Below are 17957 nucleotides of genomic sequence, written 5' to 3'. Positions count from 1 at the left end.
TGTTTTATGGAATTATTAATGGATCCAAACGTTTGGATCGCTTTTGCGATTTTGACGGCCTTGGAAATCGTGCTGGGTATCGACAACATTGTGTTCATTACAGTGCTGGTGTCGAAACTGCCCGCAGACATTCGCGACCGCGTGCGTCAGTTCGGTTTGATGTTTGCAATGGCGACCCGAGTGGGCCTGCTGTTTTCGCTCTCCTGGATTATTGGTTTGACCGAACCCTTGTTTGAAGTGGCTGGCAAAGCAATCACTGGGCGAGACTTGGTACTCTTCTTCGGGGGTTTGTTCCTGTTGTGGAAGGCCTCAAAGGAAATTTACCTCGAGGTGGAAGCACCACACCAGGTTGAAGAAGAACTGGAAGCAGGTGCCGCCATTCAGAAAACCGGTGCCAAGCTGTTTTGGTACTCCATCATTCAGATCGGTATTTTGGATATCGTGTTCAGCCTGGATTCCGTGATTACTGCGGTGGGCATGGCTGACGACATCGAGGTGATGATTGCTGCCGTGATGGTGGCTGTGGGTGTGATGATGCTGTTTGCCAAATCAATTGGCGAGTTTGTTGAGGCTCACACTTCCATTAAAGTATTGGCGCTGGCCTTCTTGATGATGGTGGGTATGTTGCTGATCGCAGAAAGCTTTGGCCAACACGTGCCCAAAGCCTACCTGTACAGCGCCATGGGCTTCTCGCTATTGGTTGAATTGCTCAACCTGCGATCAAAAGCCAAGCGTCAGCGGCTTGAAGAAATGGCACGTGCCAAAACCAACGCTGCCTGATAAAACCCAGTAGTAAATAGCAAAAAAGCCAGTGTAAACTGGCTTTTTTGTTTTGTGGGCCTGGCCAACAGCCCCACAGCGTCAAACCCAGAGGGTGAATTCATGCAGCACCGAATTGCTCAGTTTCTTGTTCTTTTCCCGCTCATTTTGTTTTCCACTTCGGGGCGTACCGAACCCGATGCCTGGAACCTTTGGAAGCAGCCTGGGGTTCATGCAATTATGCGCCACGCCAGTGCGCCCGGTTTTGGCGACCCGGAAGGTTTCACCTTGAGCGACTGTAAAACACAACGCAACTTGAGTACGGCAGGGCGAGAAGAAGCCCGGGTATTGGGTAAGGCCATTCAAAGCAAGGGAATCAAGTTAACTGCGATTTATTCCAGTCAATGGTGCCGCTGTTTGCACACCGCAGAGGAATTAAAATTGGGCAAGGTGCAAGCTTTGCCTGCCTTGAATTCATTTTTCCAGGGGCGGGGCAACAGCACTGAGCAAACCACGGCCTTGAAGAAACATCTGGCCACGCTTAAACCCACCGACAAGGTGCTGTATGTCACCCATCAGGTCAATACCACTGCCCTGACAGGTATTTATCCAGACTCCGGTGAAGTGGTGTTGTTCAAGTTCAGCCCAGAGGGCGAAATTACGGTACTTGGCCGAGTACAGACCCCATGACACCGCCTTGCGAACCTTAACAAAACTTAACCCGCAAACGCTGAACTTTGCGGTTGTAACTGCCTCGAACAGTTAACGATTTCGGTTCAACAGCCGGGACGTTTGGAAAATCTTGTAGCTTGAAATTCCAACTGGAGGTAGTAAACATGTTGAAATCAAAACTCACGACAGCAAGCCTGATTGGTTCTATCGCCGTTTCAGCAGCAGCTTTCAGCTTGCCTGCTCATGCCGAAATCATGGTGGGTGGCGCGCCCATGTTGCCAAGCAAAGACATAGTCGACAATGCCGTCAATTCAAAAGACCACACCACATTGGTTGCTGCCGTACAAGCCGCAGGTCTGGTGGATACGTTAAAAGGCAAAGGTCCTTTCACTGTATTTGCGCCAACCAATGATGCATTTGCAGCGCTGCCGAGCGGCACCGTGGACACTCTTCTGAAACCAGAAAATAAATCGGCCCTGCAAGGTGTGCTGACCTACCACGTGGTGCCTGGGAAAATTACAGCCGCTGATTTGAGCAACAAGATTGTTCAAGCTGGTGGCATGGCCACCCTGAAAACAGCATCGGGTGCTTCGCTTGGAGCAAAGCTGCAGGGCGATAAGGTGGTGCTGGTTGACGAAAAAGGTGGTACAGCCGAGGTCACCATTGCCAACGTTACCCAATCCAACGGCGTGATTCATGTGGTAGACAGCGTATTGCTACCCAACTCCTGATTCCAGTTTTCCCCTGACGGACGCTCAGCAAGCCTGTCGTCATCTCCGACCTGAAATTGCTGTTTTGGCGAGCCCACGCGGTTCGCCTTTTTTTGTGCGGCTTTCTAACGCGCCCGGGTCACCAACACAATGCCCAACACCACGGGAACAATGCCAATGAAATCGATCCAGTTCAAGGGCTCGTTCAGTAGCCATGCGCCTGCCAGCAAGCCCAAGGGTGGTGTCAAGAAAAACCATACACTGGCTGCGCTGGCACTGCCACGCTCCAACAGGTTAAACCACAACTGATAACCGGTAATCGACACCACCAGCACCAGCCAGGCAAATGCACCGGCAAAAGAAGGTGTCCAGACGATTGTGGACCAGTCTTCCATGAACAAGGCAACGGGCAACAACAAAAGGCCACTGAGGATGATCTGAAAACCAGTCCCGGTCACGATGTCTGTGCGCACAGGCCATTTTTTGTACAGCACAGTGCCAAAGGCCAGGGTTAGTAAAGCCGCCAGTACCAGCAGGAAGCCCTCAAGGGTGTCTGTGGTGGAACCTATGCGGTTGCGAACAATAAATGCCACGCCCAGGAAACCCAATGCCAAACCAAGTACTTTTTGCCGCGTGAGGGGTTCGCGCAACAAAAACGACGACAGCACCGCAACCACAATAGGGTTTGCACTAATAAGAATGGTGGACAAACCCGAAGACAAGCTGCCCATACCAGTCCAGCTCAAACCCAAATAAAGCGCATGGTTCAACAATCCCAAGACGCTGAACACGCCCAACTCTTGAAAGGTTAATTTGCGAAGTGTTCCCCGCCAATGCGCCCACGCCAGCATCAAGGCCCCAGCCATGAGAAAACGCAAAGTTAAAAACAACAGGGGCGGGCTGTCGATTAACCCAATTTTCGCAGCAGGAAATGCGCTGGTCCAGATCAGGACGAATGGGAACGCCAATGAAGCGTTTCTCAAAAGGGGGGATTGATTCATTCAAGGAAATCCAGTAATTGTGGAACATTGTAATCACCGAATCTGCTAAACCTAGCCGACGACCGGAGTTTTAGATGCTCGAGCAGTTCCGATTAATCGTCGTGGATGATGAAAAACCCCAACTTGAAGCGCTGTGCACATTGCTTCAGGACGCGGGATTTGAAGTCAAAGGATTTCCTGAACCAGCCCAAGCGCTGGAACACTTGAAGCGCCAGAGCTTTGATGTGCTGCTCACCGACCTGCGACTTCCCGGCATGGACGGCATCGAATTGGTGCAACGTGCACGCCAACTGGACCCCGATTTAAGCGCTGTGCTGATGACCGGACATGGCAGCATTAAAACGGCGGTAGACGCCATGAAGCTTGGGGTGCTGGATTACATCCTCAAACCCTTCAAGGTCAGCGAATTAATGCCTGTGGTGAACCGGGCCATCGAAGTGCGTAAATTAAAGCTGCAAAACTCGCAGCTGATCCGCGACCTTTCCAGCAGCAATTCACGCTTGCTGGAAATGAACAATGAACTAGACCACTTTGCCGGGCGCGTTGCTCACGACCTGAATTCGCTTTGCCACATTATTCAGGGATTTGCAGGCAGCCTGACACGCCGGGCCCAAAGCAAACTGGACGAGCAGGAGCAGCGCTACTTGCTGCGTATCAATGAAGCCAGTGCACGCGGCGGGCAATTGGTATCTGATCTGCTGGCTTTTGCGCGGCTTGGCTCAGGCGAATTGAAGTTCAACCAGGTGGTGTTGAATGAAGTGGTGGAAAAAGCCAGAGCCATGGTGGAATCGACCGAAGGCCTGCGACAGGCTGATTGGAGCATTGCCAAACTGCCCGACATTGAAGGTGATGAATCGCTGTTGGAGCAGGTGTTTGTCAACCTGTTTTCGAATGCTTTGAAATTCAGCCAGATCCGGGAACTGCCGACGATTGTGGTTGAAGCCAATGTTCTGAACGATGCTGTCGAAATCAAGGTTATCGACAACGGTGCAGGCTTCGACCCTGACCGGGCTGATGGTCTTTTCAAGCCCTTTCATCGCCTGCACAATGCCCACGATTTTGAAGGCCACGGCATGGGCCTGGCCAATGTAAAAAGAATCATTGAACGGCATGGCGGTCAAATCACCGCCGTGTCTGCTCCCGACAAGGGAGCTGTGTTTACCCTGATTTTACCGACACACCAACACAGCAGCAGCACACGACAGGCAAACGTTGTAGCAGAGACCCCAAGCCTTGAGTTGACCAGCACAATCGAAGAGAAAATTGACCCGCAACACTCAGAATTATTGAGCGCGTGTGTAGAACGGCTCAACGACATCGTGATGATTACCGAGGCCTCACCAATCGACGCGCCTGGCCCACGCATCATTTACGTGAACTCGGCATTTGAAAGGGTAACAGGTTACGGCAGAAATGAAGTAATCGGCAAAAGCCCACGCCTGTTGCAAGGCCCTGAAACAGACAAAACCGAACTGCAGAAAGTTCGGGCTGCCCTTGTAAACAAAGAATCTGTGCATGTCGAGCTGGTGAATTACGGCAAAAGTGGCAAACCCCACTGGCTTGAAATGGACATCGTGCCGGTGTTGGGCGCGAACGGGGAGATACCCTATTTTGCATCCATTCAACGCGATGTAACCGAGCGCCGCCGGGCGGAGGACAAACTCAAACGCAATGAAGCGCTGCAGCGAATTGGCGGGCGTCTTGCCAAATTGGGTGCCTGGGCCATTGAACTGGGCCCGGTGCCCCGGCTTTACTGGTCAGAAGAAGTATTCGACATACTGGAGATTACCAAAGGTCAACTGCCCAACAGTTATGACGATGCCTTGCGCTACTACCATGGCAAGTGGAAAAAGATGGTTGAGGCTGCGCTGGCCCGCTGTTCAAAGGAAGGACTACCCTTTGAACTGGAGCCTGAAATGCGCTCCAGCAATGGCCGGCGAATATGGGCTCGCGTGGTGGGTGAGGCTGTGCGCAACGAGAAAGGCGAGATTATTCGAGTGCAAGGTGCTTTTCAAGAGATCACCGATTCCAAGCTAGCGGTGCTTACGCTGATGCATATGAATCGACTGCTGGAAGCCCAGCAACGCGTGAATGACATTACCAACAACCTGGACAAGCCTGAAAAACTGCTGCAAGAGGTATGCAGCGTTTTCTGTTCACTGGGTGGCTTGCCTTTGGCTTGGGTTTGCGAGTTTGGCAAAGACTTAAGCGATTTGAAAGTAACTGCTGCCGATGGTTCTCAGCAGGCGTTTGTTTCGCAAATCATGAAGACCACCACCTTGCCTCGTGATCATGAATTGGTGAACCGTCTGCGAGCCGGAAAACTGCATATTTGTCAGAATGTTGCAGAGGAACCGCAAGCCAAAATGTGGCATAAACAGGCCATTGAAGAGGGTCTTGAGTCTTTTGCCATTCTGCCCATTCACGCGCATGGCAAACTGCGTGCAAGCCTGGTGTTGTTTGGGGCGGGCATTCACTTCTTCACCAACGAAGTGAGCCAGCTGTTGAAAACTGTGGCGAAAAATTTGTCTTTCGCATTTGAAAACCTGCTGTTTGCCGAGGAGCGAAGCCGCAATGCAGAGCGCCTCAAGTTGCTGGAAACATGCGTGGAACGTCTGAACGACATTGTGCTGATTACCGAGGCCGAACCCATCAGTGGAGATGGCCCAAAAATACTCTATGTGAATGATGCGTTTGTACGACGCACCGGCTACACACGGGAAGAGGCCATTGGACAAACACCCCGAATTTTGCAGGGCGAACGGACACAGCGCGATGCATTGGACCGCATTCGTAGCGCTTTAAAGGACTGGAAGCCAGTTCGTGAAGAGCTGATCAACTACACCAAGAGTGGCGAAATGTTTTGGCTGGAACTCGAGATCGTTCCCGTGGCCGACGAGACTGGATGGTACACCCACTGGGTAGCGATTGAACGCGACATCACCGAGAGAAAACAAGCTGAAGCGGCTTTAAAAGAAGGATCTGAGCGGTTCCGTCTTTTGGCTAGCGCTTCGAGAGATTGTATCTGGGACTGGAATCTGATCACCGATGAAATTTGGTGGAATGAAGGATTTGAAAAACTGTTCGGATTTGATCGCAGCAAGATTGAACCCAATAACGACTCGTGGATTAACCGCTTACACCCTGATGATCGTGAGCGGGCAGTCAACAGCATATTTGCAGCGATTAATTCAGACATTGAGAATTGGCAGGAAGAATATCGATTCGCGCATGCGGATGGACATTGGCTGGATGTTCTAGACCGAGGTTATGTGATTCGGGATGAACAGGGAAAAGGCATTCGCATGATAGGCGGGATGACCGATATGACCCATATCCGACAATCTGAACGTCGCAGTCAAGCGCAATTGATACGGATGAACCTGCTCAACGAAATTACGCGCGCCATTGGCAATCGACATGATCTGGACAGTATTTATCAGGTGGTGACCAACAGCATTGAACACGAACTTCCTGCAGACTTTTGCCTTACCGCCTCTTACTCGGAACTCGAGAAAACCATTACATTCAGGTCATTGGGCAATGTGACAGAAGTTTCTGCAAACCGCATTGGGTTTTACCTGCATGCGTCCATTCCGGCAAAAGGTGTTCACCTGGACAGGGCACTTCAAGGCGAATTTGTGTATCAACCCAACCTCGGGGGCAGCATGTGCCTGACAGGCGAGGGCATGCACGAACTGGCGGGGCTGGACAGCATGGTGATTGCCCCCCTGATGCATGAGAGCAAAGTACTGGGCATTATTACCACTGCACGAAAAGGGCTGGATGCCTTCTCGCCCGATGAGCTTGAATTTCTTCGTCAGTTGGCCGAACACGTGGGATTGGCCCTTGCACAAACCGAACTGCTTCGGGAATTGCAGGAGGCCTATCAGAACCTTCAACGCACACAGCAACTGGTGTTGCAACAAGAACGCCTGCGAGCATTGGCGGAAATGGCAGGAGGCATTGCACACGACATCAACAACGCAATTTCGCCAGTGGCTTTGTACACGGATGCCCTGCTGAGCTCTGAAAGTAACTTGAGTGAACGCGGCCGCAAGCAGTTGCAGACCATTCAACTGGCGATTGACGATGTGGCCAGAACTGTAGACCGCATGGGGCAGTTTTCCAGACGACAAGAGGAAGGCGTAGAGCTGACCAACGTGAACCTGGCCAAAGTGTGTGAACAATCCATGGAATTGACCAAGGCCCGCTGGCACGATATTCCCCTGCGCAGTGGTATTTCAATTGAATTCAACTTGAAACTTGATCAGGATGTACCCGAGATTGATGCATCGGAACCCGAGTTACGAGAAGCGCTCACCAATCTGGTTTTCAATGCAGTAGATGCCATGCCCAGAGGCGGCACCATAACGCTGTCGACCCGACTGGAGAAGAAAAGCGACCATGACCAGGTGGTGATTGAAATAAGCGACACCGGCCTGGGTATGAACGAAGAAACACTGAAGCGATGCCTGGAGCCCTTTTACACGACCAAAGGTGAACGTGGCACAGGTCTGGGCCTGGCCATGGTGTATGGCATTGTGAAACGGATGCATGGTCAGATTGAAATTGACAGTCAGGAGAGTAAGGGGTGCACCGTTCGAATTTTGCTACCCACAGGTTGTCGGCAAAACAAATTAAAGGCCCGCGAGACAGGGAATCAAAAACCCCAACCTTCATTCCACATTTTGTTGATTGATGATGACACCAAAGTTCTGGGGGCACTGAAGGACGGATTAAGCGCAGGCGGCCACAGGGTTCAAATTGCCAGCTCAGGACCGCACGGCATTGAATTGTTTACCAAAGCGATCGCTGAGGGAAATCCGTTTGATGCGGTAATTACGGATTTGGGCATGCCTGGAATGGATGGGCGGCAAGTGGCGGAGGCTTTGAAAAACATCAACAAGCAATGCCCGGTGACCCTACTGACTGGCTGGGGCAAACAACTGGACGCCCAAACCACAGTGATACCGTACATTGATGCTGTGTTGGCCAAGCCACCCAAAATTTCTGAAATTCAGGATTTATTGGGTGTACTACTGCTTTCAACCAAGCGCGGTTGATCGTCTCTGGGCCACTCAAAGCTGTAAAAACCCTGTTTACCGTTGATGGTGTAATCAAACTGGCCACTGATAGCACGGGGCTTCATTTCCAGATTGAACACGCACTGGTTTGGGGCTTCACAACCGTGCTGGCTCACCAGGGTGCTGACTTCGGGATCGATCAACGGCGCAGTGTGCAAGCCCTGTGGCGTCATGAAATACACTCCGGCACTGTTGCCGCAGTGATTTTCGATCAGGGTGTGGCCGACGCCCTCAAACCGGAATTCGCAATTGTTTTTCGATGTGTACGACAGTACCTGCTGGGCCGCCGCTTTTTCCTGACAGGAAGACACACCAAACAAAGTGAGTGCGGTGACGACCATCAAACTGAACAACACAAAAAGAAATTTACTGACTTTGCCCAGAAACGAGCCCTGCCGTCGATTTGAATCGAACGACAGGGAGCGCGACCTGCTGCGTTGGTTGAACATGGCGGACACCTTTTGAAGTAAGGTTAGGATAATGGTTGTCGAGCTGCACCTTATTCAACGTCAAACTTTGATCTGCGTTTACACATGAACAAATCAAAAGAAGAATTTCTCAGAGAGCTCGAATTGGCCGGCTTTTCAGAGGTGGTCACAGTTACTCGGGAGGGCAACACTGGATTGGGTGATCACCGCCACCCATTCGAGGCAAAAGCTTTGATTCTTGAAGGTACTATTTCAATTGAATGTGCTGGTCGTATCACCCACTATGAAGCAGGCGATGTGTTCCATCTTGCGCTGAACGAACTGCACAGTGAATCTTACGGCCCACAAGGCGTTGTGTACCTGGTGGGCCGAAAAAGTTAATCGGGCTTTTGGGTTTGACTGCGCCGCATCAGCAAAAACACCGCAGGCACCACGAACATTGACAACAACGGTGCACTGACCATACCACCTACCATGGGTGCGGCAATCCGTTGCATTACCTCACTTCCCGTACCTGTACCCCACATAATAGGTATCAGGCCCGCAAGAATGGTAAGCACAGTCATTGCTTTGGGTCGAACACGCAGCACTGCACCTTCGCGAATTGCATCCAGTAGATCATCCTCGCCTATCAGGCCACGCTTCACCCGACTTGCCCAGCTTTGATTCAGGTACAGCAGCATGATGACGCCAAATTCTGCAGCCACCCCCGCCAGTGCAATGAAGCCCACAGCTCCCGCCACTGACAAATTGAACTCAAGAAGCCACAACAGCCATGCGCCGCCAACCAATGCAAATGGCAGCGTTGCCATAATCAGCAAAGCTTCATCCACTACTTTGAATGTCATGTACAACAACACGAAAATAATCAGCAGGGTAAATGGCACCACCAGCTTCAATTTAGCCGTTGCACGCTCCAGATATTCAAACTGCCCTGACCATGAAATGGAATAGCCCGCAGGCAGTTCCACCTGCTCGGCGACCACACGCTGCATATCAAGCACAGCCGATTGAAGGTCGCGCCCGCGAATGTCGATGTACACATAGCCCGCCAATCGGGAGTTTTCACTGCGTAACATGGGTGGCCCATCGGTGATGCTGATTTTGGCAACATCGCCCAACACAATGCGCTGGCCTGAACCGGTGTAAATTGGCAAGGCACGCAGGCGGGTCAGTGAATCGCGCAATTCACGCGGGTAACGCACATTGATTGGAAAACGCTGCAAACCTTCCACCGTTTCACCAATGTTCATGCCACCCACTGCGCTTGAAATAATCGATTGAATATCGGATATGTTCATGCCGTAGCGCGCAGCCAGGTCACGGTCAATATCAACATCCACATAACGCCCGCCAGTGAGGCGTTCAGCGAATGCGCTACTCACTCCCTCTATATTTTTTACGGCCTTTTCAATGTCCACGGCCACCTTGTTGATGGTACCCAAGTCTGCACCCGTCACCTTCACACCCACCGGGCTTTTAATGCCAGTGGCCAACATGTCGATGCGGTTGCGAATAGGGGGCACCCAAATGTTGGTTAGGCCAGGTACGCGTACAATTTTGTCCAGCTCGTCTACCAACATATCGGCTGTCATACCATCTCGCCATTCACTTTTGGGCTTGAACTGAATGGTGGTTTCAAACATCTCCATGGGTGCGGGGTCTGTTGCTGATTCAGCACGTCCTGCTTTGCCGTAAACCGATTCGACTTCTGGTAGCGTGGCGATCAAGCGATCTGTTTGTTGCAACAACTCGGCAGCCTTACCTGCCGACAAACCAGGCAAAGCGGTGGGCATGTACAACAAATCCCCTTCGTCCAATGGCGGCATGAATTCACTGCCCAACTGGCTAAGCGGGTAGAAGCTGATTCCCAATAGTACCAAGGCTACCGCGACGGTCGTTTTTGGAAATTTCAACACGGCATCGAGTGCGGGGCGATACGCTGCAATCAAACCTCGATTGATTGGGTTCGAATTTTCATTGGGAATTTTTCCCCGAATCAGATACCCCATCAACACCGGGATCAGGGTAATGGCTAAACCCGCCGAGGCCGCCATCGCATAGGTTTTTGTAAACGCCAAGGGAGAGAATAAACGCCCCTCCTGTGCCTCTAGCGTGAAAACAGGGATAAAACTAAGCGTGATGATCAACAAGGAAGAAAAAAGCGCGGGCCCCACTTCAGTGGATGCGTCACCAATCACGCGCCAGCGCTCTGTGCCTGTTAATTCCTTGCCGGGGTTGTCATGCGCCCACTGTTCGAGATGCTTGTGCGCGTTTTCAATCATGACCAGCGCGGCGTCCACCATGGCCCCCACGGCAATCGCAATGCCACCCAGCGACATCACATTGGCATTCACACCTTGCTGCTCCATCACGATAAACGACACCAACACACCCAAGGGCAGGGAAACAATCGCCACAAACGCAGATCGAAAGTGCAACAGGAAAACCAGGCACACAAGCGCAACCACGATGAACTCTTCAAGCAATTTGAAGCTGAGGTTGTCGATGGCGTTGTTGATCAGGGTAGACCGGTCATACACAGGCACGATTTCAACCCCTTTGGGCAAACCAGCTTTCAGGCTTTCCAGTTTGACCTTGACCGCGTCGATGGTTTGGAGGGCATTTTTACCGGATCGCATCACAATGACGCCACCCACTGATTCGCCCTCGCCATTCAACTCACCAATGCCTCGGCGCATTTCCGGACCAATCTGGATGCGTGCAACGTCGCCGAGTTGAACAGGAATACCGGTTGCACCGCTTTTCAGGGGAACCGAACGAAAATCGTCCAGATTCTCCAGGTACCCGGTGGCGCGCACCATGTACTCGGCTTCACCCAGTTCAATCACCGAGCCACCCGCTTCCTGATTGGCCTCGTTGATGGCCTTGATTACTTCATCCAGTGTAATGCCGTAGCCCGCCAGCTTTTGAGGGTCGAGCACCACCTGGTACTGCTTCACAAAACCGCCAACCGAAGCCACCTCTGCCACATTCTCGACTGTTTTTAACTCATAACGCAAAAACCAGTCTTGCAGTGCCCGCAGTTGCGACACATCCATGCTGCCGGTGGTGTCTTGCAGAGCGTATTGGTAAATCCAGCCCACGCCTGTGGCATCTGGCCCCAAGGCGCTTTTGGCACCCGCTGGAAGGCTGCTTTGCGCCTGATTTAAATACTCCAGTACCCGCGAACGCGCCCAGTACAAGTCCACACCATCTTCAAAAATAATGTAAACAAAACTGTCGCCAAAAAACGAGAAGCCGCGCACGTCTTTCGCGCCGGGCACAGAAAGCATGGTGGTGGTGAGCGGGTAGGTCACCTGATTTTCAACAATTTGAGGGGCCTGCCCAGGAAAGCTGGTGCGCACAATCACTTGCACGTCAGATAAATCGGGCAAAGCATCCAGTGGAGTTTTGTACAATGACACCACACCCCACGCACTGATCATGACCGTGGCAATCAACACCAGCAAGCGGTTAGCAATCGACCAGCGAATAATGAAGGCAATCATGGTTGCTCTCCGGTATTCAAACGCGCTTCAAGCCCTCGCAAACTGGCTTCAGAGTCAATCAGGAACTGACCAGAAAGCACCACCTCCTGGCCGGGTTGCAGGCCTTCCAGCACCTCGGTTTTCCCATCGAACTCAATGCCTGTTTTAATTTCAACCGGTGTGAACCGACCCTCGTCGTTGGCCAGCATCACCACAGCGCGGCGGCCGGTTTGAATGACTGCTTCCGAGGGAACAATCAATGTTTCTGGTCGGCTTGAATCCATGAAGCGGGTTTGAACAAACATACCGGGCAACAGCCTTTGCTGTGAATTCTTCAACACGATACGGGCCAGTACAGTGCGGGAGTTGCTATTGATCTGGGGAAGTACTGCCTGCACCGTGCCTTCAAAGGTTTGGCCAGGTATGGCCTGAGCCTTGGCCACCACATTGACACCTGGCCGCACGTATACGGCCTGCCCTTCCGGTACCTCGGCCTGCACCCACACCGTGGACAGCCCATTGATTTCCATCAGGGTCATGCCGGGTTGGACGGTCATTCCCTCGCGCACCATCAATTCGGTCACCACGCCGCTGCGGGGTGCAACAATGGCCACACGGGGTTGTGTTCGCCCACTTTGCTCAACCTGCCGAATTTGCGCATGGCTCATGCCCACTTGCAACATGCGTTGCCGCGCAGCATCGACCAAGGGCTGCAAGTTCTCACCTTTCATTTTTCGAAGTGAAAGGAATTCCTCCTGCGCTGCAATCCAGTCGGGCACATACACGGTTAACAGGGTTTGACCCTGCTTTACGGCATCCAGTGTGGCTGTCACATTGAGGTTTTCCACGTAACCCATGGCACGGGATTGAATCACCACCCGCTCACGCTCGTTCCACTGCACAGAACCACTGGCGCTGATTTCTGGAGCCAACATGCCCATGGACACCGCCGCTGTGCGTATGCCCAGGTTTTGCTGAATGCGCGGACTTACCTTTACACTGCTACTGTCGGCTGAATCTGCGCCCGAATAGGCTGGTACCAGCATCATGTCCATGAAGGGGCTTTTGCCCGGGGAATCGAATTTGCGGCCAGGCACCATGGGGTCGTGGTAATACTGCACGGCCAACCCGGTTTCAGGATCGATATCGCCGGCCTTGATGCCGCTTTCCATGTGGCGGCGCGTGGCGGCTTCACCTTGCGGAATATTCCAGGTGGAGGGGTCCTGTCCACCCACTGTGTTAGCCTCTCCCTCAGCAGCGCCTTCAGCAGCACCAATGGGTGCCGACATCATTTCCATGCCCTGGCTCATTCCCAGTGCCCACAAACCATAACCCCCGCTTGCCAGCGCAGCCATTGCGAATACCCCAACTGCAATATGCGTCTTTTTCATTGTTGTACCTCTACAGGAATCAGGTATTCCAGTTGTGCCCAAAGTTGGGCAGTGTCCATTTGAATGCGCAGTTTTTCCATGCGCATGTCGATTTCCATTCGGCGCGCAGCCAGCACCTCGGCCAGGGTACCCGTGGCCCCTTGGTAAGCTGCGAGCGCGGCTTGCGTGCGCTGTTGGGTCAGCGGAATCAGGCTGCGATCAAAATCGCTGATTCGCTTCAAGTTACTTTTCCAGGTCTGTTGCCAGCGTTGTGTTTGCACCAAGTGTTCGCGGTGCAGTTCAATGCGCTCAGCCTTGGCCTTTGCGGCCATGGCATTGGCTGAGACCAGTGCCTGATTCTGCCGGTTGTCTTGGTCCACAAACAGTGGGCGTGATGCGCCAAAAGAAAGCATCTCAGAGAACGCGGGCCCACGCCCGGCATACATTACCGACAAGGTCCAGTCTGCGGACTTTTCCTGTTGCTTCACTTGAACCTCGGCAAGTGCAGTGGCCTCGACTTTTTCAAGGGCCAACACCTCCGGGTGGCGGTGAAGCTTTTCAAACAGGTCTGATGCCTGCAAGCGGGATTGCGTCAAGTCCACCGGGCCAGCGAGGGGTGCATCAGCTTGCTCACCCACCCAGCGCAGCAGTTCCGCTTGTGCATTATCCAGCAGGGTTTGTGTATCCTGAATTTTCAGGTCCATCAAACCCAGTTCTGTACGTGCTGCAAACACATCGGTTTGAGCTGTCTTGCCAGACCGGTACAGGGCATTGGCAGCTTCAATTTGCAATTCAAGTTCGGCGCGTTGCGATTGCAGCAATGCCAGAATTTCCTGCAAGTAAAACCGATCCAGATACGCCTGCGCTGTGGCGGTGCGCAATTTGCTCAACGCCTGAAACTTTCCGGCTTGAGCAAACTCGGCGCTTTTGTTGAACACATTGGCCTGAGCGTTGCGCTTGTCCTTCCGGGTAAATGTTTGAGAAACACCCACACCACGCATGGTCATGAAGTCAGCCGCCAGGCTGAACTGGTCGGGCCCGTTGGCAGGGATGTTGATCACTTCCAGGTTCAGCATGGGGTCGGGCAGCTCGCCCGCTGCGGTGGCCTGGCTTTGCGCGGCTTGCGTGGCGGCGTCTTGCGCACGCAGTGCCTCGGATCGCTGCTCGGCCAGGGCAAGGGCTTGCGACAGGCTCAACACCCCTCGCTCTTGCTGAGTCAATGCCTGCGCCAAGGTGTACTCGGTGGAGGCTGTATCTTGGGCAATCACTTTGCCCATGAAAAATACTGCCACCAAAGCCACTGCAACCAGCGCCAATTTAATAAAGGTTGTTTTGCCCAACATGGGGGCCTCCTGCATGGTGTTCAAACCATGAGATAAACGATGGAAACCGCGAGCAGTCAAGCATCGCGGCAGTTCAGGGGTTTCAACAGAAGTCAGGCCCGGGGCGGGCGATCAAGAGGAATTTGAAGCTGGGAGAGCAACAGTGTTTTCACTGTTGGCACGTGCACGGGTGAAACACTCTGAGGGTCGAGAATTACTGCTTCATAAGCCAGCGAAGGCACCACACAACATACCGGGGAACCTGCAAAACAACCTTCCTCCACATGTTGCGCCATCTCGTCCATTGTGGCTACTGGCGTGTTGTCCGATTGCAATGCATCCATCTCGGCGCAGCATGGCAACGCGTGCGCCAGGCTTTGAAAAAGCAGCGCAAACAACAATGCAGCGTGAATCAGCAATCGGTGGATCATGTGGCTTTCAATGGTAATTGCCTTGAAAAGGTAGCACACAGTCGATAAGCACAACAAGAAATTTACGTTCATTGTCCATTACAAATTTGTAATGCAATTGAGAGGATCTGGTCATTTGCCCCTACGTAAAGTGTGAGTCATGCCAACGCTTGATGGAAAGCAAAGGCAAAACCCAAACTAATACACTCAAGGAGATTTACCATGAAAACACGTCAATTGATCGCATCCACAGTGTTTGCCATTTCCGCAACGCTTCCAGCTTTTGCCTTGGCCAGTGGCCCTACAGATCACGGCGATGGCACTGACCACGTGACACTGATCAGCCAAGGTAAATCGGCCTCCCAAGCGACCGTGCTAAATGAGTATCAACAAGCTGTAAAAGCAGATCGGTTCAACCCTCTGGCCGGAGACTCGACATTGTTGGTACACGAATTTGAATCATCCAAGTCACGGGCTGAGGTACTGAGTGCGATTAAAAGCGTTGACCTTACCGAAGGCGATGCAAGCTAATGAAAGGGGAGAGGGTTGGCGTGAAATTCACGCCAACCCTGCACTTATTTGACACATCATTTCAGCAGTTTTTCAGAATTTCGAAGTTTTTCTTTGGCTTCTAGATAACCGGCGTTGAATACCCAATGACGGTCATTCAGACCCAGTTGACCCACATTGCTTAGTTGCGGCGCGATGATCATTGTTGCCATTGGCATCTCAAGCTCTTTGATCCGGAAACTGGATATCAAGAAGGTTTGAAACATCACATCGGTCAGCGTAGAAACCTCTGCAAGTTCGGGTGGATACACCACATCCACGGCAAGAATGGGTAGTTTGCTCAAACGCTGCGCCGGGCCAATGGGTAGTGGTGAACTGGCTTGGCCATCGATGTAAAGACGTCCATTGATCGAAGGTGGTGTGAAGATACCCGGAATTGTTGAAGACGCACGCACAGCCTGAGTAACATCACCCGAATTGAAAACTACGGGACGACCGGTTTCCAGATCAGTGGCCACGATGGCAACTGGTTTTAAGAGATCTTCAAATGTTTGAACGCCAAAATCACGACGCAATTGTCGCTCGAGAAACTGGCCAGAGAACACCCCTGCCTCGCCCTTCAAAACTGGCTGCCCCAGGTTGGGCAACACAGGTACAAACAGATCCCGGCTACTTAGTGAATCAGCACGTTGCATCATTTGATCGGCTGTATAACCCAACCCCCAGTAAGCGGCCACCACAGCGCCAGCGCTGGTACCAATCACCATTTTGGGCTCAAGCCCCTGTTCCTCAAGGGCCTTTAGAACTCCGATGTGCGCAAAACCCCGAACCCCTCCACCGGACAGAACCAAAATAAAGCCCTTCTCCATTTTCTGTGTGCGAGTAGCACGCTCGGCGCTAAACCAAGGCTCTCTCTTCACCGCAACAGTTGGTTTGTGACTTTCCGGCTGAATAAAATTTCCGATTGTTTGACAGGCGCAAAGCACCATTGCTGAACCAAGCAAACTCAGCATTAAACCCACTTTGCCCGCGATAACGGACCCAGCGGGAAATCCAGATTTGTTTTGCAATGGTGCTTCTCCCGTTTACTGTTTCTTCTCGATGTGGGTGATGTTCATGTTTTGATCCACAGCAAACAAAACGTTATCGCCCTTGTTCAGGCCTTCCAGTTGCGCCGCCTCTTTGGCCGAGAAAACCATGGTCATAGGTGGCATTTGAAGGTTTTTGATTTCGCCATGCTTCAACGTGACCTTACCAGTCTTCGGATCAATTTTTTTCACCTCGCCCTGTGTCATTTCCATGGTTTCAGACTGCTTCATTTGCATGCCTTCCATGGACTTTTGCTCACCGGCTTTACTTGAATGGCCGCCGTGACCTCCCCCGGCAAAAACCGAAGTCGAAATTGACAATGCAAAGATAGAAGCGATTTTGATTAATTGGGTTTTCATGATTTTTCCTTTTCAGTGTTAACAACAATTGTTGGCTTATTTGCCTACCCGCAACGGCCCACGCATGCCAGCGTCAAAGTGGCCAGCAATCAGGCAGGCAAACTCAAATTCGCCACTTCGGTTAAATGTCCATACCATCTCAGTGGTTTTCCCCGGGGCCACATGCGCCATATAGGGTTCGTCATGCGCCATGCCTGGAAACTTTTTCATTAAGCCTGCGTGCTCCAGGTTCTTGTCTTTCGTCCCCAGAACAAACTCATGCATCAGCTTTCCTTCGTTTTTCACAACAAATTTCACTGTTTCACCTTCCTTGAACTGCATTGAAGAAGGCTCAAAGCGCATGCTGTCGGACATCACCACTTTGACCGTTCGGCTTGCCTTGGTCGGAGTGCCGGCAATGCCCCAAGCGGTTTGCTCAAAAACAGTCTGTACATTGGTATCTGGCTTTTTGTGCTCCTGGGTGCCGTGCGCCATTACAGACACAGGCAATAAAAGCCCCGCGCCAAGCAACAGGGACAAAGAATGATTTGCGAATGTTTTTTTCATGCCTAACTCCTTAGTGGCCCGAATGGCCTTGAGGTTTTCTAACCTTCAACTCGATTGTTTCCTGAGGTCGATTGCTGGATTTCATGGCGGGTTTTCCTGCCTTATCAGACGTAACTGGCTTGGGCATGTCCGGGCCTTCATATTCAAAGGCTACGGTTCTGGCCGGGTGCTTGTACCAACCTGGGTCTGAATAATCCCCAGGC

At 52.1% G+C, this 17957-nt stretch carries 15 protein-coding genes and 1 pseudogene; 6 read left to right on the top strand and 10 right to left on the bottom strand.

Translation table 11 applies throughout. The annotated features are described in order from the left end of the window. Nucleotides 1–18: 18 nt before the first annotated feature. From PY990_RS07435 to PY990_RS07425, 3 genes are all read left to right on the top strand, one after another. A complete protein-coding gene (locus tag PY990_RS07435) occupies nt 19–780 on the top strand; it encodes a TerC family protein (RefSeq protein WP_275271064.1) in 762 nt (253 codons plus the stop codon). Nucleotides 781–882: 102 nt separating this feature from the next. After that, nucleotides 883–1449 (top strand): histidine phosphatase family protein, encoded by a 567-nt coding sequence (locus PY990_RS07430; RefSeq protein ID WP_275271063.1) that lies wholly within the window; start codon nt 883–885, stop codon nt 1447–1449. A 146-nt stretch (nt 1450–1595) separates the two neighbouring features. Beyond that, a complete protein-coding gene (locus PY990_RS07425; protein WP_275271062.1) occupies nt 1596–2162 on the top strand; it encodes a fasciclin domain-containing protein in 567 nt (188 codons plus the stop codon). 104 nt (nt 2163–2266) lie between these two features. Here PY990_RS07425 and PY990_RS07420 read toward each other — a convergent pair whose 3' ends face one another. Beyond that, nucleotides 2267–3142 carry a DMT family transporter gene (locus tag PY990_RS07420; protein WP_275271061.1) on the bottom strand — a complete coding sequence of 292 codons (876 nt, stop codon included), beginning with the start codon at nt 3140–3142 and terminating at the stop codon, nt 2267–2269. 74 nt (nt 3143–3216) lie between these two features. Here PY990_RS07420 and PY990_RS07415 point away from each other — a divergent pair, with 74 nt between their 5' ends. Then, a complete protein-coding gene (locus PY990_RS07415) occupies nt 3217–8208 on the top strand; it encodes a PAS domain-containing protein (protein WP_275271060.1) in 4992 nt (1663 codons plus the stop codon). Here the strand turns inward: PY990_RS07415 and PY990_RS07410 are convergent. Further along, entirely contained in the window at nt 8163–8678 is a 516-nt protein-coding gene (locus PY990_RS07410; RefSeq protein WP_275271059.1) for a hypothetical protein, read from the bottom strand. The two genes, PY990_RS07415 and PY990_RS07410, sit on opposite strands and share 46 nt — an antisense overlap. An 84-nt stretch (nt 8679–8762) precedes the next feature. On the opposite strand from PY990_RS07410, the gene PY990_RS07405 reads away from it, so the two are divergent. Continuing rightward, the gene (locus PY990_RS07405; protein ID WP_275271058.1) at nt 8763–9038 is read left to right on the top strand and encodes a cupin domain-containing protein; all 276 of its coding nucleotides are present in this window, start codon (nt 8763–8765) and stop codon (nt 9036–9038) included. Here PY990_RS07405 and PY990_RS07400 read toward each other — a convergent pair. The 4 genes from PY990_RS07400 to PY990_RS07385 all read right to left on the bottom strand — a co-directional run bounded on the left by PY990_RS07400 (nt 9035) and on the right by PY990_RS07385 (nt 15343). After that, nucleotides 9035–12169, bottom strand: coding sequence for an efflux RND transporter permease subunit (locus PY990_RS07400; protein ID WP_275271057.1), 3135 nt, complete (start codon nt 12167–12169; stop codon nt 9035–9037). The two genes, PY990_RS07405 and PY990_RS07400, sit on opposite strands and share 4 nt — an antisense overlap. After that, entirely contained in the window at nt 12166–13539 is a 1374-nt protein-coding gene (locus PY990_RS07395) for an efflux RND transporter periplasmic adaptor subunit (RefSeq protein WP_275271056.1), read from the bottom strand. The genes PY990_RS07400 and PY990_RS07395 overlap by 4 nt, the downstream gene beginning before the upstream one ends. Then, a complete protein-coding gene (locus PY990_RS07390; RefSeq protein WP_275271055.1) occupies nt 13536–14861 on the bottom strand; it encodes a TolC family protein in 1326 nt (441 codons plus the stop codon). The genes PY990_RS07395 and PY990_RS07390 overlap by 4 nt, the downstream gene beginning before the upstream one ends. 92 nt (nt 14862–14953) lie before the next feature. Next, entirely contained in the window at nt 14954–15343 is a 390-nt protein-coding gene (locus PY990_RS07385) for a hypothetical protein (RefSeq protein WP_275271054.1), read from the bottom strand. Nucleotides 15344–15472: 129 nt separating this feature from the next. Between PY990_RS07385 and PY990_RS07380 the strand changes: the two genes are divergently transcribed. Beyond that, nucleotides 15473–15781 carry a hypothetical protein gene (locus PY990_RS07380; protein ID WP_275271053.1) on the top strand — a complete coding sequence of 103 codons (309 nt, stop codon included), beginning with the start codon at nt 15473–15475 and terminating at the stop codon, nt 15779–15781. A gap of 56 nt (nt 15782–15837) precedes the next feature. On the opposite strand, the gene PY990_RS07375 is transcribed toward PY990_RS07380, so the two are convergent. The 4 genes and pseudogenes from PY990_RS07375 to PY990_RS07360 form a co-directional block, all read right to left on the bottom strand. Continuing rightward, complete coding sequence (locus tag PY990_RS07375) at nt 15838–16629, bottom strand: patatin-like phospholipase family protein (RefSeq protein WP_275271052.1); 792 nt, start codon at nt 16627–16629, stop codon at nt 15838–15840. Nucleotides 16630–16845: 216 nt separating this feature from the next. Beyond that, nucleotides 16846–17208 carry a copper-binding protein gene (locus tag PY990_RS07370; protein WP_275271051.1) on the bottom strand — a complete coding sequence of 121 codons (363 nt, stop codon included), beginning with the start codon at nt 17206–17208 and terminating at the stop codon, nt 16846–16848. Between the two features lie 36 nt (nt 17209–17244). Then, on the bottom strand, nt 17245–17754 hold the full coding sequence (locus PY990_RS07365; protein WP_275271050.1) for a cupredoxin domain-containing protein: 510 nt from the start codon (nt 17752–17754) through the stop codon (nt 17245–17247). Between the two features lie 10 nt (nt 17755–17764). Then, nucleotides 17765–17957, bottom strand: a pseudogene (locus tag PY990_RS07360) (copper oxidase); the annotation flags it as partial.

The organism is Limnobacter olei, assembly GCF_029087225.1.
GTDB classification, from domain to species: Bacteria; Pseudomonadota; Gammaproteobacteria; order Burkholderiales; family Burkholderiaceae_B; genus Limnobacter; species Limnobacter olei.
The sequence above is the reverse complement of the archived record's forward strand: the minus strand, read 5'-3'. Positions and strand labels throughout refer to the sequence as shown.